Annotated in this window: 17 protein-coding genes and 1 pseudogene; 13 read left to right on the forward strand and 5 right to left on the reverse strand. The window is 71.4% G+C overall.

The window, feature by feature from the left end:
• Positions 1 to 178: 178 nt before the first annotated feature.
• The 3 genes from AC07DI_RS30980 (at position 179) to AC07DI_RS30990 (ending at position 2,106) form a co-directional block, all read left to right on the forward strand.
• Positions 179 to 778, forward strand: a complete 600-nt coding sequence (locus tag AC07DI_RS30980) for a DinB family protein (protein WP_478907578.1) — start codon at positions 179 to 181, stop codon at positions 776 to 778.
• Positions 779 to 855: 77 nt separating this feature from the next.
• On the forward strand, positions 856 to 1,260 hold the full coding sequence (locus tag AC07DI_RS30985) for a hypothetical protein (RefSeq protein WP_478907580.1): 405 nt from the start codon (positions 856 to 858) through the stop codon (positions 1,258 to 1,260).
• Positions 1,261 to 1,506: 246 nt separating this feature from the next.
• The gene (locus AC07DI_RS30990; protein WP_478907639.1) at positions 1,507 to 2,106 is read left to right on the forward strand and encodes a DUF3105 domain-containing protein; all 600 of its coding nucleotides are present in this window, start codon (positions 1,507 to 1,509) and stop codon (positions 2,104 to 2,106) included.
• Positions 2,107 to 2,191: 85 nt separating this feature from the next.
• Here AC07DI_RS30990 and AC07DI_RS30995 read toward each other — a convergent pair whose 3' ends face one another.
• Positions 2,192 to 2,464: a hypothetical protein gene (locus AC07DI_RS30995; RefSeq protein WP_478907582.1), complete on the reverse strand. Its 273-nt coding sequence runs from the start codon at positions 2,462 to 2,464 to the stop codon at positions 2,192 to 2,194.
• A gap of 145 nt (positions 2,465 to 2,609) precedes the next feature.
• Between AC07DI_RS30995 and AC07DI_RS31000 the strand changes: the two genes are divergently transcribed.
• Complete coding sequence (locus AC07DI_RS31000; protein ID WP_478907584.1) at positions 2,610 to 3,227, forward strand: ArsR/SmtB family transcription factor; 618 nt, start codon at positions 2,610 to 2,612, stop codon at positions 3,225 to 3,227.
• 136 nt (positions 3,228 to 3,363) lie between these two features.
• Here the strand turns inward: AC07DI_RS31000 and AC07DI_RS31005 are convergent.
• From AC07DI_RS31005 to AC07DI_RS31020, 4 genes and pseudogenes are all read right to left on the reverse strand, one after another.
• Positions 3,364 to 3,465 (reverse strand): annotated as a pseudogene (locus tag AC07DI_RS31005) (transposase); the annotation flags it as partial.
• Between the two features lie 71 nt (positions 3,466 to 3,536).
• Complete coding sequence (locus AC07DI_RS31010) at positions 3,537 to 5,402, reverse strand: eCIS core domain-containing protein (RefSeq protein ID WP_478907586.1); 1,866 nt, start codon at positions 5,400 to 5,402, stop codon at positions 3,537 to 3,539.
• A gap of 29 nt (positions 5,403 to 5,431) precedes the next feature.
• A complete protein-coding gene (locus AC07DI_RS31015) occupies positions 5,432 to 6,106 on the reverse strand; it encodes an AfsR/SARP family transcriptional regulator (protein WP_478907588.1) in 675 nt (224 codons plus the stop codon).
• A gap of 200 nt (positions 6,107 to 6,306) precedes the next feature.
• Positions 6,307 to 6,477 carry a hypothetical protein gene (locus tag AC07DI_RS31020; RefSeq protein WP_478907590.1) on the reverse strand — a complete coding sequence of 57 codons (171 nt, stop codon included), beginning with the start codon at positions 6,475 to 6,477 and terminating at the stop codon, positions 6,307 to 6,309.
• Between the two features lie 210 nt (positions 6,478 to 6,687).
• Here AC07DI_RS31020 and AC07DI_RS31025 point away from each other — a divergent pair, with 210 nt between their 5' ends.
• The 9 genes from AC07DI_RS31025 (at position 6,688) to AC07DI_RS31065 (ending at position 18,147) form a co-directional block, all read left to right on the forward strand.
• A complete protein-coding gene (locus AC07DI_RS31025; RefSeq protein WP_384254191.1) occupies positions 6,688 to 6,984 on the forward strand; it encodes a hypothetical protein in 297 nt (98 codons plus the stop codon).
• A 64-nt stretch (positions 6,985 to 7,048) separates the two neighbouring features.
• Positions 7,049 to 8,995 (forward strand): phage tail sheath subtilisin-like domain-containing protein, encoded by a 1,947-nt coding sequence (locus AC07DI_RS31030; protein ID WP_478907593.1) that lies wholly within the window; start codon positions 7,049 to 7,051, stop codon positions 8,993 to 8,995.
• A 35-nt stretch (positions 8,996 to 9,030) separates the two neighbouring features.
• Positions 9,031 to 9,531, forward strand: a complete 501-nt coding sequence (locus AC07DI_RS31035) for a phage tail protein (protein WP_384254186.1) — start codon at positions 9,031 to 9,033, stop codon at positions 9,529 to 9,531.
• A 2-nt stretch (positions 9,532 to 9,533) separates the two neighbouring features.
• Positions 9,534 to 10,403, forward strand: a complete 870-nt coding sequence (locus tag AC07DI_RS31040; RefSeq protein WP_478907596.1) for a T4 family baseplate hub assembly chaperone — start codon at positions 9,534 to 9,536, stop codon at positions 10,401 to 10,403.
• A gap of 1,185 nt (positions 10,404 to 11,588) precedes the next feature.
• On the forward strand, positions 11,589 to 12,428 hold the full coding sequence (locus tag AC07DI_RS31045) for a Pvc16 family protein (protein WP_478907598.1): 840 nt from the start codon (positions 11,589 to 11,591) through the stop codon (positions 12,426 to 12,428).
• Positions 12,425 to 14,581 (forward strand): ATP-binding protein, encoded by a 2,157-nt coding sequence (locus tag AC07DI_RS31050; RefSeq protein WP_478907600.1) that lies wholly within the window; start codon positions 12,425 to 12,427, stop codon positions 14,579 to 14,581. The genes AC07DI_RS31045 and AC07DI_RS31050 overlap by 4 nt, the downstream gene beginning before the upstream one ends.
• On the forward strand, positions 14,575 to 16,830 hold the full coding sequence (locus AC07DI_RS31055) for an eCIS core domain-containing protein (RefSeq protein WP_478907602.1): 2,256 nt from the start codon (positions 14,575 to 14,577) through the stop codon (positions 16,828 to 16,830). Before AC07DI_RS31050 ends, AC07DI_RS31055 begins: the two co-directional genes overlap by 7 nt.
• Before the next feature lie 5 nt (positions 16,831 to 16,835).
• Positions 16,836 to 17,555: a hypothetical protein gene (locus tag AC07DI_RS31060; RefSeq protein ID WP_478907604.1), complete on the forward strand. Its 720-nt coding sequence runs from the start codon at positions 16,836 to 16,838 to the stop codon at positions 17,553 to 17,555.
• Positions 17,556 to 17,562: 7 nt separating this feature from the next.
• Positions 17,563 to 18,147, forward strand: a complete 585-nt coding sequence (locus AC07DI_RS31065; protein ID WP_478907606.1) for a hypothetical protein — start codon at positions 17,563 to 17,565, stop codon at positions 18,145 to 18,147.
• The last annotated feature ends 5 nt before the right edge of the window (positions 18,148 to 18,152 follow it).

An 18,152-nucleotide genomic window follows, 5' to 3' on the forward strand; every position in this document is an offset into this window, starting at 1 on the left:
CGCCGGGCGGCGCTCCGTCGGCGGGCTTGTCGGTCCGTTCCGTCGTCACCACGCCATGATCCGCCACGCGCGACGGCGGGCCGCACCCGGGGCCGAACGACTCGGCCGACCGCCGCACGCCTCTCCCCCTCAAGAAATGGAGGCGACCGGCGATCATGCGAACGGCAGACTGCCTCTCATGACCACCGCAGACTTCAAAGCCGACCTCCGCCTCTACCTGCAGGACGCCCGCGACGTCCTGCTCTGGAAACTCGACGGGCTCCCGGAGTACGACGTACGCCGCCCCCTCACACCCACGGGCACCAACCTGCTGGGCCTGGTCAAGCACCTGACCGGCGCCGAAGCGCTGTACTTCGGGGCCACGTTCGGCCGGCCCTTCACCGCGCCTGGGCTCTGGATCACGGGCGACGCCGAGACGAACTCGGATCTGTGGGCGACCGCCGACGAGACGCGGGAGCAGATCGTCGGGCTCTACCGGAAGGTGTGGGAGCACTCCGACGACACCATCGAGACGCTGGGTCTCGACACGGTCGGCCACTTGCCGGGCGGCGAAGGACCCGGGCTGACGCTGCACCGCATCCTCGTCCACATGATCGCCGAGACCGACCGGCACGCCGGACACGCCGATGTCGTACGGGAGTTGATAGACGGCACCGCCGGGCTCAGGGAGGGCGGCGACAACATGCCGCCCGAACCGACCTGGCGGGAGGAGCACAGGAACCGGGTGGAGCGTGCCGCACGTGCGGCGGAGCGGGGTGCCCGTCAGGGTCCGGCCTGACCGGCGGGCACCCGGCCCGGCCGGCGGACCGGGGTGCCCGTCGGCGCCCCGCCCGACGATCGCTACGATGCGCTGCGATGAGACAGACGCGGTGGACCGGAGCCGCCCGGCACGCCTGGTGCCGGGCCGCGTCGGCCGTCGCGTTCGTCTCACTGGTCCTCACGTTGCTCCTGTGCCCCGGCGCCGTCGCGCTCGACGAGGGCCACCGGATCGCCGGACACGCCGCGGCCACCACGGACGCCGTCTCCCTCCACACCGGTACGGCCTCCGTGGACGACGCCGACTGCCCGCCGGCCGACCGGCATTGCGGGCCCACCGCTCATGACGTACGAGCGGTGCTCAACCCGGCCGGCCCCTCGCTGCCCACCCTGCCGAAGCACGCCCCTCCCCCGCGGACGCTCCCGGCTCCCGGCGTCGCGGTCGAGCGCCCCTCGAACCGCGGCTCCCCCGATCTGCACATGCTCCAGGTGCAGCGGATCTAGGCGGACCCAGGCAGCGGGGCACTCCGCGTATGCGGCCTGCCCCGCTCGCCCGGAATCCACCGGACCCGCCACCACCGCCGCGCCCCGCGTGCGGCGGGGACAGGAAGAGCCATGGCCAAGGCCAAGTCCCGCAAGCCGGGCAGCAACACGAACGCCGGACCGTCGAACAGCAAGCAGGCCGCGAAGCCCGGCAACAGACCGGGCAAGAAGGCGGCCGCCGCCGAGCGCCAGGCCCGCGTCGAGGCGATGCGCCGCGCCGAACAGGCCCGCGAGCGGCGCAGCCGCATCATCACCGGCACGGTGAGCGCCGTCATCGTGGCCGGTCTCATCGGCTTCGGCGCGTACGCCCTCGACAGCGCCGACGACAAGGAGCAGCGCAACTCCGCCGCCGCGAAGAAGCCCGTGCGGGGCGAGAAGACGTGGGACGTGGAGAAGCTGGGCCGTGATCACGTGACCAAGGCCGTCGCCTACCCGATGACACCGCCGGTCGGCGGCAACCACCATCAGGCGTGGATGACGTGCGACGCCAGCGTCTACGACAAGGAGATACCGAACGAGAACGCCGTGCACTCCCTCGAACACGGCGCGGTCTGGGTCACGTACAACGACAAGGCGCCCGCGGCCGACGTCAAGAAGCTGGCTGACAACGTCTCAAGGACCACGTACAGCCTGATGAGTCCGCTGGGGAAGCAGCGGAGCCCGATCATGCTGTCGGCCTGGGGCCACCAGCTCACCGTCGACAGCGCGAAGGACCCGCGGGTCGCGGAGTTCTTCAGCAAGTACGTGCAGGGCGCGCAGACTCCCGAACCGGGTGCCGCCTGCACCGGAGGCGTCGACTCCGCGTGATCCGGGGCCGGTCGGTGCGCGGCACACCGCCCGCGCACCGGCCGGGACCGACTCCGGCGCCCGAAGACGGTGAGGCCCCAGCCCGTCAACGGCAGCGAGCGACCCGGAACCAGGCGAGGTCGACCACCGCGATCACGCCCCAGATCCAGTACAGGACGGCGCCCCCGGTCGGCGCCAGCGCCGTGGCGAGGGCTCCCGCGCCGACCGTTCCCAGCACCACCCCGGCGCCTCGCCGCGACGCGAGTGCTCCGCGCAGCGGCCCCGGTTCGGCGAGCCGGTCGGCCAGACAGGCGTCGAACGCCTCCGCGACCTGGTCGTCGATCTCGTCCCGCGTCCGGTCATCCAGATTTCCCCGCACGTCGACCCCCGTCTCCACAGGCGCCCGGCGGCGCCGTCCTGCGACCCAACGTAGCCACTGCAGAGAAGTTCTGCAAACAGTCTCTGCAATCTGCCGAAGCGCCGTCCGCGACCTTTGCAGAAAACCTCTGCAGTACGCTGGCGGCATGGTTGAGCGGCCCAAGACGAGAGTGCTCACCGGCCAGGACCTCAAGGCCTTCTACAAGGCACTGTCCAACCCGGTGCGCCGCGACATCCTGAGCTACCTCGGAGAGCACGGCGAGGCGAACTCGACCAGCGTCGCCAAAGCGCTCGGCGAGAGCACCGGCACCACCAGCTACCACCTGCGCAAGCTCGCCGAGCTCAAGCTGATCGCGGAGATCGAGGAGCGGTCCACCGGCCGGGAGCGCTGGTGGAGGTCGCTGATGACCGACATCTTCACGCCACCGGGCCTGGAGATGACGGCGGACGAACGCGAGGCCGCGGTGAAGATCGGCGTCCTCAAGATGACCCACGACCTCAACCTGGTCGTGAGCGCCTACGCCGGGTACGACTCCTCGGCGGGCTGGAACCGGATCCAGCGTGCCGGGCTGCGGATGACGAAGGAGCAGGTCGCCTCGTTCATCGAGGAGTACCACACACTGCTGCGCAAGTACGCGACCGAGCCCGGCGACCATCCGCCCGGCGCACGGACCATGGCCGTCCGCCTGGTGATGCTGCCCGACGAGGGCCCCCGGCCCACCCTGCCCACCAAGCCGGACGACGAGGGCACCACCGGTGGGTAGTTGTGAAGCTGCGGTCGAAGAATCAGCGCTCAGAGCTTGTCTTCGCGCCTCGCCGCTTGCGCTACGGGACGACAGGTGAGGCGGCGGGTCATCAGGGCACGGTGAAGCCGGGGGTGCGGCGGACGATTTCGAGGTCGATGCCGCCCCTCTCCCAGCGGGCGAAGTACTGGTAGACCGTGTTGCAGTGCGGACAGCCGTGCGGGAGGTAGCGCCAGGGGATGCCGGTGCGGGTCGCGTGTCGGCCAGGGCCATGTCCGGGGTGGCGAAAGAGCAGGTCCGATTGCACGGGCGCCTCGCTGACCCCGCGCTTCACGGCACGTACTGCACGCTCCCCGGCGCGATCAGCGTCATCGGCCCCATCTGCCACAGCCGCCCGGGCGGTTCTGGCTGGATCGCGTCGAACTGCGTCGGCCAGGCCCCGCCGGCCGGCAGCCGCGTCTGTTTGAAGGTGTACCGCGTCCGGCCGAAGGTGTAGCCGCGGAACGCGGCCATGGAACGGGTGGGGCCCCAGACGTCGCAGATCTTCTCCACGTCCGTCCGGTAGCTCAGGTGGTTGGCCGCGACGTAGAAGCTGATGAGGTTGGACGGCAGGTCCTCCTCGGAGAACGACGAGCCGGTGAGGAAGTCCGTCGAGCCCTGCGTCTCCTCGAACACCGTGGAGACGGCCATGAAGATCGCCAGGGACACGCGCAACACCTGGTCGGGCGTGAGCGGTTGGAGGATCTTCGCCATCACGCTCGCGGCATTGACCGTCACCCCGTGGAACGCGCTCCGCTGCGTGGCGATGACGATCTCCGCGGGCAGCGGGCGGAGGATCTTTATCGTGACGGCACGGTTGCGGCGCCGCCCTTCCTCGTGGGTGTTGCTCGCCAGGTACTGCTGCGCGCCGGCGAACGTCGTCGCCGTGAAGCGCTTCTGCAGCTCCTCGGGGAACATCCGGAGCACGGCCAGCGCCCTGGCCGCCCGCAGGTCCACGTTGGCGCGCTCCACGCCCATGCAGTCCGAGAATCCGTAGATCTCCCCCGATGCCTTGGGGTCGGCGGCGAGTTCCGCGGCGATCGGGGAGAGGGCGCCCGCGAACAGCGCGGCGTCGGACTGCCCGACCTCGAAGCCGTACAGGTCGGTCTCCGTGTGGTGCGGGAACTGCGTGCGCTCGGACAGCGGCGCCCGCGGGCGGGCCGAAGCGGCGCGCTCGCCGGGCGCGTACTGCCCCGGGCAGTCCTCGTACACGCCGACTCCCGGCTCGTCGCGCCGTACCGCGTGGTGGCCGGGCTGCCCGGAGCGCCCGGCCTCTTCCGCGCTCAGCACCGCGGACGCCGCCCGCACCTGGCTGATCAGAAGCTCGGCCGCGTCCGGCCGGACGTGGCCCCAGTCGACCCATCCGCAGTGCGTGGAGTAGCTGTAACGGGGCCGGGCTTCCTGGACGCCGTCCGCGGTGACCTTGCGCTGGACGACGGGGGCCGTCGCGCTCGGCCCTCCGGCGGCCGGGGAGTCGCTCCCGGCCGGGCCCGGGCCCGTGCCGCCCGTCTGCTGCACCACGTGGGTCAGTTCGTGTGCCAGTAGCCGTTGTCCCTGGCTGGTCTGTGGCGCGTACTGTCCGGCGCCGAAGACCAGGTGGTGGCCGAGGGTGTACGCGTCGGCGTGCACCGCACGTGCCGACGCGGCGGCGTCTGCGTCGGCGTGGACGCGTACACGGCCGAAGTCGTGGCCGAAGCGCGGCTCCATGAACGCGCGGGTGGAGGCCGACAGCGGTTGGCCACCGGTGGTCGGCGCCACGGTGTCGCCCGGCGCGCCCGCGTCCGCCGACACGCGTCGGCGCACGAGGGGCGTCCCCCCTTGCGCACCCGGCGACTCGGTGATGCGCTCGGCGATCCGATCGGCTTCCCGCTCGTACGCGTCACCGGCCGGGCCGACGGTCAGCTTGGGCTGCGCGGCCCCACTCGGCCCGCAGCCGCCCCCGCAACCACACGGCGCGGCGGGGCTCATGCCGTCGCCCTCGTCCCACTCGCCCGTCCCCCAGCCCTCCGCGGCGGCACGCTGTAGGTAGCCGTTGCCGAGGCTACGCTGAAGGGTCGGGCCACCGCCCCCCGCGTCCGGGGCCGGCGCCGCTGACCGCTCCCGCGTCGCGGGCACCGGGTACGGCAGCGACCTCTGGTGGTCCTCGGTGGTCAGCATGGTTTCCCTTCCGGCGGCCGGGATGCGGATCACCCCTGCCGGCTGGTGTCCCTCTCGCCCCCGCCACCGCCGCGCACGTCGCCGCCGTCCCGCAACAGGTCCGTGAGGTCGGGCGCCGGCTCCACCCCGAGCTCCCGCTCCAGGAGGCGCGCGTACATCTCCAGTCCGCGCCGGCCCTCCACCCAGTTCCCGGCGGCCAGATGTGCCAGGAGGAGGGTGCGTTGCGCGCTCTCGCGCAGCGGCTCGGCGCTGACCGCCGCCATCGCGACGTCCACGGCTTCCGCATGGCAGCCCATGAGCCTCAACTGCTGGCTCTGCGAGTCCAGGGCGTGCAGGAGTCGCTGCCGGACGCGTTCGCGCTCCATCAGGGCCCAGTCGTCGTACCAGCCGGGCAGCAGCTCAAGCGCCTCCAGGCCGGGCGGCGCGGAACGCAACTCGTCCTGCCCCGCGGTGTGTTCGATGACGCGGGTCGCCCACGCGCTGACCGCATGCAGATCGACGACCACGTCATCGTGCACGATCAGCCCGTGCTTGTCGGCCGACAGCAGGTGGACGTCGACGCGGTTCAGCCGCCACAGCGCTGAGCGCAGGTTGCCGTGCGCCCGGTCCTCGTCGTTGACCGGCCACAACGAGCCCGCGGCGTAGGCCCGGTCCACCCGAAAGGGGCGCAGGGCGACGAAGGCCAGCAGGCGTCGGCAGCTCATCGGAATGTCCACCCGACGTGTTCCCACACTTACGTGGAGTTCGCCGAACAAGTGGAGCACCGGGGGTGGTGCACCCATGTCTCCAGAGGTCGGGAAGTACGGAAAAGCTGATCCCATCGGTCCCCCGTCCGGAATTCACCGGTCGGCGAAATCAGGCGGTGGGTCGCCGTTCAGCCGCCAGGTGCCGGATTTTGGTTGTATCAACTTTCGGGGGTTTCGGCGAGGAAGGATTGCAGGAATTCCCGCATCGTCTGTACGGCGGATTCGACGTCTGCGGTAGATGATTCGGCACCCGTCGAGAATCTGTCGATGTCGGGGTTGATCCGCAGCGTGATCAGCGTTCCGTGGCTCTGCGCCAGGACGCGGACCACGCACACTCCGGTTCTGCCTCTTCCCGACGTCATGATGCCAGCCTGTCGCCGTCCCGTCACCGTGGCGTTGCCGCGGGCGGCGCCGGGTCGGACACCGGCCCGTGGTGACGGACGGGTGACGGCGCGGGGTGATGCTGGCGTCGTGGCTCCGGCGCTGCCGCCACGGGAGGCGGCGTGGCGTGGGGCACACCCGCAGCGAGGAGAGTCGACGTGGCCGTAAGGATCAGAAGTCTCCTCCCCTCCGTGCCGGTCGTGGTGGAGCTTGCCTCGGGGAGCGCGGTACGGCTGTCTCCCGGGGAGGTCTCGCGGGAACTGCCCGACGCGGAGGTCGCCGGCAGCGCCAAGGTGGAGAAGCTGCGGGCACAGCGGGTGATCGCGGTCGAGGACGTATCGGCGGAGACCACCGAAGAGGTTGCGCAGGAAACCGGGCCGGCCCCGGAGCCCGCCGAATCGCCGGGCCGGAGGGGAAAGGCCGCCGCCAAGCGGTCCGGGGCGCAGGACGACTGAGGGAGCCCAAAATCGGCCATGAGCGCACATGCGCCGGGCTGATATATGGCGACAGGAGACGACCATGGCGACTCTGACTTATCCAGGTGTCTACATCGAGGAGATTTCCGGCGGGACGCGCCCGCTCGACGTCGCCAGCACGTCCACGGCGGCCTTCGTCGGTTTCGCCGAGATGGGCCCGGAGGAAGCCACCCGCATCACGAATTGGACGGAATTCCAGCGCCGGTACGGGACGTACACGGACGATGGATATCTCGCGCACAGCGTGTTCCAGTACTTCAACAACGGCGGGCGGCAGTGTTACGTCGTGCGCGTCACCCGCACCGACGCCGCGACCGCCGCCGTCACCGTCAACAACCGCGCGACGCCGGTCGCCGGGGGCATGACGTTCTCGGCCCGCAGCAAGGGCGCCTGGGGCAACACGCTGTTCCTCCAGATCGAGGACGGAACGCTCGACCCGGGCAACGAATTCAAGGTCAGCGTGCGACGCCAGGCCGACCCGGCGGTCGTGCCCGCCAACTTCAAGGACACCGCCCCGCTGGAGGTCTTCGACAACCTCAGCGTCGACCCGACCGCCCCGAACTTCGCGGTCAGCGTCCTGGCGCAGGACTCCACCCTCATCAGCGCCCAACTGCTCTCCGGCAACCTCAGCGTGCAGCGCGGCATCCACCGGGGCGGCTTCGCACCGACCCTGCCGCTGAACGGCAACCTCAGCTTCCAGATCAACCTGGACGCCGACGGGTTCCAGACGGTCACGCTGCCCGCGCCGGCCGGCGCCTCGACCGTGCTGGCGGACGTGGCGACGGCGGTGCAGAGCGCGGTGCGCGGCCTGACCCGGAAGAAGACGTCCACCGACGCCACCGCCTTCAACGCTTTCACCTGCGCCGTGGAGACCGTGGCCGGGCAGTCCCGGTTCGTCCTCCAGTCCGGCACCACCACCCTCGCCACCTCGTCCGTACGCGTCCAGCCGGCGGCGACCGCGGACGCCACCGGCCTGCTCAAACTCGGCGCGGGCAACGGCGGGCGGTCCGAGGACGGGGCGGCGGTCCGGCGCCCCGCCAAGGCCGACGTCGTGCAGATCGGCGACGCGGCGGTGACCGCGCCGGTCATCACGCCGGTGACGCTCGGCAGCGACGGCGTCGCCGCGGTGACGGAGACGACGTTCAGCTCAGGCTTCCCGCGACTGGACAACGTGACGGACTTCAGCCTCCTCGCCGTCCCCGGCGAGGCGACGACGTCGATGATGGACCTCGGCATGGCCTACTGCGCCAACCGACCGCTCCAGGACGTGTTCTACATTGGTGAGACGGGCTCCCACGACGACACCGCCGACGAGGCCGCCGCCTTCCGCACCAAGCTCACCGTCGCCAACTCGTACGGCGCGCTGTACTTCCCCTGGGTCAAGGCGCCGGACCCGACCGGCCGGTCCCGGGAGCCCGTCCTGCTGCCGCCATCGGGGTTCGTCGCGGGGCTGTACGCCCGTATCGACGCGAGCCGCGGCGTGTGGAAGGCGCCGGCCGGGACGGAGGCGAGCCTCAACGGCGTGGCCGGGCTCGCCGCGGAGCTCGGTGACGTGCAGCACGGCACCCTCAACCCGCTGGGCGTGGACGTCATCAGGCGCTTCGCCGGCGCCGGAGTGGTCGTGTTCGGCGCGCGCACCATCACCTCGGACCCGGCATGGCGCTACGTGCCCGTCCGCCGTACCGCGATCATGCTGCGGGTCAGCATCTACAACGGCATCCAGTGGGCGGTGTTCGAACCGAACGACGAGCCGCTGTGGTCGCAACTGCGGCTGACCATCGGCTCGTTCATGATGACGCTCTTCCGCCAGGGGGCGTTCCAGGGTGCCACGCCGACGGAGGGCTTCTTCGTCAAGTGCGACGGCGAGACGACGACGCAGACCGACATCGACAACGGGGTGGTGAACGTCCTGGTGGGGTTCGCGCCCCTGAAGCCGGCGGAGTTCGTCGTCGTGAAGATCAGCCAGAAGGCGGGCCTCGCGTCCGGGTGAGTGAGTGACGACCGCCAGCGGAAGGAGAGCGCCCGATGCCCAAGTTCAGCGTCAACGCGACGCGGTTCGACCCGTACCTCGGGTTCAAGTTCAAGATCAAGGTGGATGGCCAGTACGTGGCCGGACTGAGCAAGTGCAGCGCACTCAAACGCACCACGGAAGTCACGCCCTGGTACGAGGGCGGGGATTCGAGCGGGCCGCACCAGATCCCCGGCAGGACGAAGTACGAGGCGCTCACCCTGGAGGCCGGTGTCACGCACGACACGACCTTCGAGGCGTGGGCGAACAAGGTCAACAACTTTCAGGGTGACGCGGCGATGTCCCTGGCGTCCTTCCGCAAGGACATCAGCATCGAGGTCTACAACCACCAGGGGCAGAAGGTGTTGGCGTACAACATCTTCCGCTGCTGGGTCTCGGAGTACCAGGCGCTGCCGCAGCTCGACGCGAGCGGCAACGCCGTGATGATCAGCACCGTCAAGCTGGAGAACGAGGGCTGGGTGCGGGACACCTCGGTGACCGAGGCCAAGGAGACGTAGGGGTGTCCGTGGGGGTACTGCCGGGCGGCTACTGGGACGCCGAGGGGCGGCTGCACCGCGACTTCGAGCTCGCGGTGCTCACCGGGCGCGACGAGGAGTTGCTCGCCGACGCGCGCGCGCCGCGGCCCGCGGCGCTGGTCACCGAGGTCCTCAGTCGCTGCGTGCGCCGGCTCGGCGGCATCTCGCCCTTACCGCCCGAGGTGGCCCGGGGGCTGCTGGTCGCCGACCGGCAGTACCTGCTGCTCCACCTGCGCAGGGCGAGCTTCGGCGACGTGGTCCGCGCACACCTCGTCTGCCCCTGGGCCCAGTGCGGTGAGCGGGTGTCTTTGGAGTTCTCGCTCGCCGACGTGCCGGTGGAGGAGGCCCGCCAACGGGCCCCCGCCCACACCATGACGCTGACGGCCGAACCCCTGGAGGTCACCTTCCGGCTGCCGAACGGGGCCGACCAGGAAGAGCTCGCGGAACTGTCCGCGCGCAACGAGGCCGAGGCCCTGACCTCGCTCCTGGCCCGCTGCGTGCAGCGGCTTGGACCGGACGGCGACCCGCCGGACCAGCGGCGAATGGCCGATCTTTCGGCAACCGCCCGGTCCGAGATCGAGCAGCGGATGCACGAACTCGCCCCGTCCGTCGAGCAGTCGATGGAGGCGCGGTGCGTCCACTGCGGCCGGGTGATCATCGCACCGCTGGACATCCAGCGCTTCTTCCTCGGCGAACTGCGCACCGACAGCGGGTTGCTCTACCGCGAAGTGCACTACCTGGCGTACCACTACCACTGGAGCGAACACGAGATCATGGAGCTGACCCGCGACAAGCGGCGCACCTACATCGAGGTGCTCGCCGACGCGATCGAGGTGCTCAACAGTGGCGCATGAGGGCTACCTGCGGGGTGTCCTGGCCGACGGGCGGCGGCCGTTCCGGCATCGCGCCCGGGTACGCGCGCTGCTCGGGCTCCCTGAGGACACCGGGGTGCGCGTCGCCTTCGTGCCACCGCTGCCGGGCGTCGCTTTCGCGTACCTGCGGCCGTGGTACGGCTCGGGGCAACCGTACGGGGGTCCTGGTGGCTCGGGGGCGGTGTACGGGATGCCGAGTGGCCCGGATGTGCCGTACGGGCCGTCCGATGGCGGGAATGTCCTGCCGGCGCGAATCGAGTACGACTTCTTCGACGCATACGCATACGCATACGCAGACGCAGACGCAGACGGAGACACGGGCACAGCCACAGGCACAGACACGGGCGCGGAAGCCGATGCGCAAGCCACCAGGCGTCCCGTGGCTGTGAGCGGCGGCCAGAAGGGCGACCAGAAAGAGCCGACGCGGGCCACGGCCGTGTCGTCCCCAGAAGACGGTGATGACGAGGCGGCGGACGTGGTTTCCGTGACGATTCCGGGGACCACGGCGATGCCGCCGGTGCCTCCGTCACCATCATCTGGCGGGCAGGAGCGCCCCCGACAGGACGCGCCGAACGAAGCCGCCACACCGCACCACCCACCGGTCAACGCCCCAGCACCGGCGCCAGCACCGGCACCGGCACCGGCACCGGCACCGGCACCGACCAGGAGCGGCGTACCAGGCCACCCGCCGCAGGGACCGGCCCCGCAGTCGGCGACCGTTCCGGCCGTACGCACCACCCCCCCGCAAGCCCGCACCACCCCGCGGGAGCAACCCCCCGTACCCCCGTCCACACCGCCCCACCCGACGGCGCGCCCGGCAGCACCGCACGGCCCGGAACTCCGCGCACACGCGACGCGACCCGGCCCAGAGCCCACCGCTGCCCAGCACCGCGGCACACCCCCGCCCCCGCCTCCCGACCACCGCCCGCGCCCCCGGCCCCTTCCCACCCAGCCGCTGCGCAGCGTCACCGCGCCCCGCCCCGGGCCCCCGGCGCGGATGCCCTGGCCGGAGGAGACCGCGGCGGCACCAACCGCCGAACCGGCGACCTCCGTCCCCCTCCCGCCGGCCCCGCCCGTCATGATCAGCCCCCCGCCCCCGTCCACCGACGGCATCGCCGCCTTCTGGGTGCGACGCCACCTCCCCCGGCTGCGCGGCAGGATCCTGCGGTGAGCGCCGGGACCGCGATCGGCATGGTCAGCGCCTCGCTGCGCAGCCTCCTTGTCGGTGAGATGCGGCTCGCCCCGGCCATGGACGTGACCGTCCTCGCCCCCGACGAGCCGGGCGGCGGCCGGCGCATCAACCTCTTCCTCTACAAGATCACGGAGAATCCGTACCTCAAGAACCAGGACTGGGCGCTCCGGCCGGGCACCACCGACCAACTCCTCGACGCCCCCCTGTCCCTGTACCTCTTCTACCTGCTTACGCCTTACGCGCCCAACGACCCGCTGAGCGGCAACGTGACCGCGCACCAGAGCGTGGGCGAGGCCATGCGGGTCCTCCACGAGAACCCGGTCGTCCCCCGCACCTACCTCGACCCCGGTCTCCTCGACGCCCGCGAGCGGCTGCAGATCGCGATCGCCCCGCTGGACCACGAGGAGCTGAGCCGGATCTGGAGCACCTTCGCCCAGCCGTTCCGGCTCTCCGTGCTCTACCAGGTGTCCACCGTCCAGCTCGACCGGCTGCCGGGCGCGGCCCGCCCGCTGCCGAAGCGGGTGCGCCGGGTCGGCATTCCCGATGTACGGGCGCCCCTCAGCCCGCCCGAGGTCACCGCCATGTCGCCGGCCGCGGGGCGGGCGGGCTCGCAGCTCACGTTCACCGGTACGCATCTGGCCGGGTGGCTCGCCGACGTGCGTCTCGGTGGCGAGCCGGTCGGGGCCGCGGTGCCGCTGAGCGGTGACGCGTTCACGGTGACGCTCGCCGCGGGCTTGAAGGCCGGGTTCTACGAGGTGCGCGTGGACGTCTCGCACCTGTTCCGCCGCACGTTCGTTTTCGAGGTCACGCCATGACCCACCGCGCGTACCGGGACAACGGCGAGCACCTCGCGGACGAGTTGCGCCGCCTCGACCTGCTGATCGAGCGCCGGCTCGCGGCGGTCAGCCTGCAGAACGAGGCGGCCCCGCAGCAGCAGGCGGCCCGCACCGTCTACATCACCCGGCAGGAAGTCGACTGGCTGCTCACCCACCAACCCCAGGAACCGCCCTCCCCCGCCACCGAACTCGACCGGCTGGACGCGGAGATCGACGCGCGCGTGCAGCGCAGCGCCGCCAACGGCGTCACGCTGGCGCTCCCCGCGCTCGGTGCGCTCTTCGCGTTGAGCCCGTGGGAGCTACGGGCCGTCACCGTGTGCCTCGGCCCGGAACTGCGGCGCAAGTACGACCGGCTGTACGCCTACCTCCAGGACGACATCACCCGCAAGCGCCCCAGCGTCGATCTCGTCCTCGACCTGCTCTGCCCGGGTGAGCGGCAGCGCTGGGCCGCACTCGGCGCGTTCCAGGAGACGGCGCCGCTGCTGCGCACCGGCATCCTGCACAAGATCGACGACCCGCAGAGCCCCTCGGGGTCCACCGGCCTCGCCCAGTTCCTGGCGCTGGACCCGCGAGTCTGTCGCTTCCTGCTGGACGCGGACGCCCCCGACGCACGGCTGTACCGCGCGGACGGCGCCACCGAACGCGACATCGATGCCGAAGACGCCGACGCGGATCTCGCGCAGGGCCTGCGCCGCCTCGCCGAACACCACCTCAAACAGGACGGCGACGCCCGCCCGCTGGTGTTCTACCTTTACGGCCCCCCTGGCACGGGCAAGCGCGAGCTGGCCCGCCGTACCTGCCGCGATTTGGGCATGGGGCTGCTCACCATCGGCGACCAGCCGACGTACGGCACCGACCTGAGGGAGGCGCGGCTGCGCCGGGCCGCCGTCCACCTGCCGCACGCCGACGCACTCCGCCACGACGACGCCGCACCGCTGCGCGCGGCCCTGGCAACGGCCGTCGCCGACTTCGGCGGCCTGGTGTTCCTGACCGGCGAATCCGCCTGGGACGGCGAGGAGAGCTTCGCCGACGCCCTGTTCCAGCCCGTCCCCGTGCCGCTGCCCGACGTGACCCGCGGCACCGCGCTGTGGCGGCGGCTGCTCGCCGAGCACACCGCCGAGCCGGGCGCGTGGGCCGCCGAGTTGGCGACGCTCTTCCGACTGTCGCCCGGCGGGATGCGGGCCGCGATCCGGTACGCCCGCAACCGGCGGCTGATGGAGCCGCTGCCGCGCGCCATGACCCTGGCCGACCTGTCCGCCGCCTGCCGTGCGCTGTCCCGCCGGCGGCTCGGCGACCTGGCCGTCGAAGTGCGGCCCCGCGCCGGCTGGGACGACCTCGTGCTGCCCACCGACCGGATGGAGCAACTGCGGGAGGTCCGCGACCAGCTCCGCCACCGCCACCAGGTGTACGACCGTTGGGGGTTCGGCGGTGACACCCACCGCGGCAAGGGGCTGAGCGTGCTGTTCAGCGGGGTCCCGGGGACGGGCAAGACGATGGCGGCGGAGGTGCTGGCGCACGACCTCGGGCTCGGCCTGTACGCCGTGGACCTCTCGGGGGTCGTCAGCAAATACATCGGCGAGACCGAGAAGAACCTGGCCCGCGTCTTCACCGAGGCGCGCACCAGCAACGCCATCCTCTTCTTCGACGAGGCCGACGCGCTGTTCGGCAAGCGCACCGAGGTGTCGGACGCGCACGACAGGTACGCCAACATCGAGACGAGCTACCTCCTGCAGAAAATGGAGGAGTACGAGGGCGTGGTGGTCCTGGCGACGAACCTGCGGCAGAACCTGGACGACGCGTTCACCCGCCGCGTCCGCTTCATCATCGAGTTCCCGTTCCCCGAGGCCGACAGCAGGCTGCGGATCTGGCAGGGGCTCTTCCCGCCGCAGGCGCCGGTCGCGGCGGACGTCGACTTCGCCGCGCTGGCCCGGGAGTTCCCGGTGGCCGGCGGCAGCATCAAGAACATCGTGCTGAACGCGGCGTTCCTGGCCGCGACCGACGGCGGGCCCATCGGCCGGCGGCACATCCTGCGGGGAGTCCGGCGGGAGTTCGAGAAGATCGGCAAGCTCTGGACGGAGCCGGCCCCGGCCGGTGACCCCGTCGGGGCCGCCAGAGGGGCTGGGCCATGCTGACGATGCCGCACGAAACCATCCACGCCCCAGGCACGTACGGGCCGCGCCCGGCACCGCCTCAGGCACCCCGGGCGAGGGCCGCGACCGACCTGGCGTTGCGGCGCAGCCTCGGCAGCGACTACCTTCAGCGTCTCGCCGAAGACGGCGACGGCGAGCACGACGGCCCCTCGGGGTGCGGCTGTTCGGGAGGCTGTTCCTGTTGCGGTCCCGTGCAGGCCAGCGCGCTCGTCGGGCCCGCCGGCGACCGGTACGAGCAGGAGGCCGAACGGGTCGCCGAACGGATCGTCGCGACCCCCGGCCCCGCACCCTCCGGCCCCACACCCTCCGGCCCCGCGCCCGCCGCCCCGCGCCTCGCCATCCAGCGGCTGCCGGCCGGGCACGGCGGCACCGGCGGCACGCCGGCCGCCTCCCCGCCCACCAGCGGCGGACGCCCGCTGACGCCCGCGTCCCGCGCGTTCATGGAGCCCCGCTTCGGCCAGGACTTCACGCACGTGCAGCTGCACACCGACTCCGCGTCCCACCAGTACGCGGCCGGGATCCGGGCCCGCGCCTTCACCCACGGCCACCACATCCACCTGGCGCGGAACGAAAGCGAGCACGATCACCGGCTGCTCGCCCACGAACTGACTCACGTGGTGCAGCAGCGCGGTGGCGCGGCTCCGGCGGCCGAGACCGTACAGCGGGCGATCAGCCCCGGACTCGACCAGATCGAGGACTACCTCGGCTACGGGCTGTTCGACTGGGCCATCACCGACCAGGACGCCACCCGTTCGCTGGACCTCCTCAAGTCGCTGCCCCGCCTCCAGCAGGCGGTGTTCTTCAACGACGCGACCCACGCGCGGCGGCTGCGGGAGAACCTCCCCGACGGGCGGCTCCCCGAGTACGACCGGCTCGCCGCCGACGTCGCGGGGCTGCAACCGCCCGCCAACACGCTGGAGACCATCGAGGACCGCCTCTCGTACGGGCTCTTCGACTGGGCCGTCACCGACCAGGACGCGGTGGTCGCCCTCGACCTGCTGAAACAGCTCTCGGGGAACCAACTCGCGACCGCCATGGCCGCCATCGACTACGACCGGCTGCTTGACAACCTGCCGGACGCCCGCAAACCCGAGCTCACCGCGCTCTACGACCGGGCCCTCGGCACGGGCGGCACCCGGCAGACCGAGGAGGGCAGCCACCCCGGCACGCTCCTCAGCTCCGTCACCTTCCGGTCCGACCACGGACTGATGAAGAACAACGAGGACGACTGGGAGAGCGACGGCGGCGTGTACGGCGAACCGGAGTGGATCTCCGACAAGGGGCTCGCGAAGAGCCGCCCGATCAGCCAGGCCATGGGCACCGGCGTCCGCGCCGACGTCAACCTCAACATCAGCCCGCTCAACGCGCCGGCCGCGCCCGTCCGGCTGACCGGCCGCAGCACCGAACCCGCGCTGAACTTCGAGTTCTCCGGCACCTTGCACGGCGGAACGGCCCAGACGGTGCCGCTCGTCGGCACCACCGCGCTGCCCGACACCGTCACCTCGCTGGAGAACCGGCAGATCGTGTGGGACCTGGAGTGGCAGCAGTGGAAGCGTGAGATCGCCCGGACCCGGCACAGCGTGTACGTCACCGCAGGACCGCCCCGCGCACCGGCGGAGGTCACGCTCCGGCGCATGCGGACGTCGACGCGGATCGTCGGCGAAGCCGCCCGGGAGGCGGGTTCGCTCGACCCGCACGCGCTGGTGACGAGCGTCATGAAGCGCTGGAACAGCTACAACCTGTTCGTCCGGCTCGACAACGCGTGGAAGCTGGCGGACGACCTGGCCACCGGAGCGCAGTGCATCGACATCGTGCGCTTCGTCCAAGGGGTGCTCTTGCAGGTGGGCCTCGCCGGCAGCACCGCGGCCGTCGTCGTCTGGGCCAAGCCCAGCAGCCCCGATCACGCCGAGGAGACCTTCGGCGGCGGCCTGTCCGGCACCAAGCACCCCGACAACCCGTGGTACGCCGCCCTGATCGACGCCAACGGGTGCGGCAACAACTTCGAGGCGGCGCTGCGCTTCGAGCACGGCGGCGTGACCCGCTACTACCCGGGCGGCGCCAATCCGAACAAGGTCTACTCCACCCCCACGGACGTCCTGCACGTCTTCCAGTGCCTCGCCTGGGTGGAACCCCTCGGCCCGCGCCGCATGAACGTACGCCAGATCCTGACCACCTATCCCCATGGCCACTGCACCACCGGAGAACTGACCTGCAAGGGCGGGGAGGAGTAGGCGAGATGACCGACGGCTTTCCCAACAAGCCGCGCATTCTGCGCGGCGCATTCGTGGAGTACGGGCTGAGCCTGCCGCCGCTCCTTGTGGTGTTCCAGTTCAACCCCGTGCAGCTCACCCGTAACCGATCGCTGTCCTACACCTTCGCCGGCGCCCCCGCGGCGGCAGCGGCGGCGCAGAAGTCGGGCGCACCGCCGCGCACCCTGCGCACCGAGCACGGCCGGCGCTCCAGCCTGCTGGACGTCCAGCGGGAGCAGTTGGTGACCGTGGAGGAGCAGAAGCTCGGCTTCGACATCCGCCTCGACGCCACCGACCGGCTGGACGAGGGCGACACGGTCACCGAACAGTTCGGCATCGGCCCGCAGATCGCGACGCTGGAGCTGATGACGCAGCCGAAGCGGGAGAGCGTGCTCGGTGGTCTCGCCGCCCGGCTGCTGCAGAAGCCCGACGGGTTCAGCTTCACCCGCAGCGCCAACCCGCCGCTGATCCTGTTCATCTTCGGCCGCAAACGGGTGCTGCCGGTGAACATCAACTCTCTCAACATCACCGAGACGGAGTTCAGCGCCGATCTGAACCCCGTCCGGGCCACCGTCTCGGTCTCCCTCACGGTCATCGAGGGCAGCAGCATCCCCTACCGGTACACGCAGACCATGACGGAGGTCATGTCGACCGTGGGGCTCGCCACCGCCGTCACCGATGCAGCCAACGTCGTCGTCCCAGGGTGAGTGACACATGTTCAGCAAGCTGTCCCGCTACCGCACCGTCCCCGACGTGGTGTCGCCCGACGCCCGCGGCCGAATCCTGGCCGCCAAGGGCGTCCGGCCGCTGCCCGACACGCCCGGCGCACTGGAGCACACCGTGGACTCCGGCGACCGGCTGGACCAGCTCGCCGCCTCCTACTACGGGCAGCCCCTGCACTACTGGCACATCTGCGACGCCAACCCGCTGTTCCTCTCCCCCCTGGAACTCCTCGGCCAGGAGCCCGTGACGTCCACCCGCTTCCCGCTCACCACGGCGGCGAAGGACCCGCCGTGGGCCGCGCTGATCGCCGCGCTGTCGGCGGTGAACGGGGTGCGCGACGTGACCGTGGCGGAAGACGTGGAGCTCGTCCCGCAGACGCAGACGGTGAGCGGGCAGCAGGTCACCGTGATCGTCGAGCGTTTCACCCGCGCCGTCGTCGTCACGTACCACCGCATCGACGTGCAAGCGCAGGACCTGGCCGCGCTGATCGCGGCGCGCGGCTTCGGCGTCGGGCCGCCGGTCGACCGCGGGCGGCTCGGTCAGCCCATCGCGATCCCCGCGGCAGTGAGCGGATAGGGGGC

It is taken from the genome of Streptomyces sp. NPDC044106 (assembly GCF_056433985.1).